The following is a 1,506-nucleotide window of genomic DNA, read 5'->3' as shown; positions in this document are numbered from 1 at the left end:
CCCCCCCGGGAGTCCCCCGATCCCGTCCCCGATGCCGTATGTCTCGACGAGGCGCGGCAGCACATCCGGCCCCAACTGCCGCACGCCGTTCGCGACACTGTTCTGGGCCGCGGCGATGTCGCCGGTGACGGAGACGGTGCGATCGCCGTCGATGCGCTGGATGATGGTGAAGCCTGCCTGCTCGCGGACATGCGCCACTTCGGGGAAGCGCACGAAAGTGCCATCCGGGGCGCGAAGATAGAAGTTCTCCAACGCCTGCGCGCCTTCGGACTGCTGTTCGCGCAGCACGCGGACCGTGATCTCCTCGTCGTCGCGCGGGAAGCGGGTCGCGATCGCGCCGTCAAAGGCGTTGCGCAGTTGCGTGCCGACGCTCTCTGCGGTGAAGCCTAGTGCGAGGCCGCGCGGGGTGACTTCGACGATCAGTTCGCGCTTGCCATAGGGCAGGTCGTCCGCAATCGCCGTGACGCCGGGATAGCCGCGCAGCGCCGTCTTCACCTCTTCGGCCGCGGCCTTGAGATCCTCGATCGGCGCATTCTGCAGTTTGACGTCGACATCCCGGCCGGGCGGGCCGACCTGCTCGGTGCGCACCGTGGCCTGCTCGACGCCCGGTATGCTCGGCAGCCGCTCGCGCCAGGCCTGCATGACGGTCTCGGTGCGGATTGTGCGCTCCTCGCCAGGGATGAGCTGAACGGCAATCTCGGCCAGCGTATCCGTCTGCGACTGTCCGGCTCTGCCGAGCGTGGTGAACGCCGTGACGACCAGCCCGCCCGCGCCGTCGGTCAGCGCGGCTTCGGCCTCGTACAGCGCGTCCTCGATGCGGCCGAGCGCGGCGATCCGGTCGGCCTCCGGCGTGCCCGCGGCAAACTCGACCTCTGCGGCGATGTTCTCGGACTCCGGCGATGGAAAGAACTGGAAGTCCACCCGCCCGCCGGAAAGCAGCCCGATCGCAAGGATCATCGCGCCGAAGGTGAAGGCGAGGGTGGTATAGCGCCAGTCATAGCTGAATTCGACGAAGCGCAGAAACGGCCCCTTGCGCACCCACTCGAAGCCGCGATCGAAGGTCCGGCGAAACGCGCTCGGCGGCCGGTTGAGGCTCCCGAAGCTGTGGCTGAGGTGGCCCGGCAGGATCAGGAAGCTTTCCACAAGGCTCGCGATCAGCACCGCGATGACGACAAGCGGAATCGCAACCATCACATCCCCGATGCGCCCACTGATGAGCAGTATCGGGAGGAAGGCCGCCATCGTCGTCAGGCTCGCCGCGGTCACCGGCGTGAACATGCGTTTCGCGCCGTTCTCCGCGGCTTCCATGCGTCCTTCGCCGAGAGCCTGGCGCGTCGCGGTCTCCTCGCCCACCACGATCGCGTCGTCCCAGATAATGCCGCGCATCATGATCAGCCCGAACATCGAGATCATGTTGCTGCTCTGGCCGGACAGGAAAATCACCACCAGCGTTGCCAGAAACGCGAGCGGGCTACCCGCCGCGACCCAGAACGCGATGCCCATGTT

The 1,506-nt window shown here is 67.2% G+C and carries 1 protein-coding gene; it reads right to left on the bottom strand.

Translation table 11 applies throughout. From position 1 onward, the window contains the following. Window positions 1-1,506 (bottom strand): efflux RND transporter permease subunit (locus I6U14_RS12070; protein WP_296899647.1); only part of this gene is annotated, 1,506 nt, incomplete at both ends.

The sequence above is a fragment of the Thiohalocapsa sp. genome (genome assembly GCF_019695415.1).
Lineage (GTDB): Bacteria > Pseudomonadota > Gammaproteobacteria > Chromatiales > Chromatiaceae > Thiohalocapsa.
Note: the sequence above shows the minus strand (reverse complement) of the source record. Positions and strands in the feature narration are given on the sequence as shown.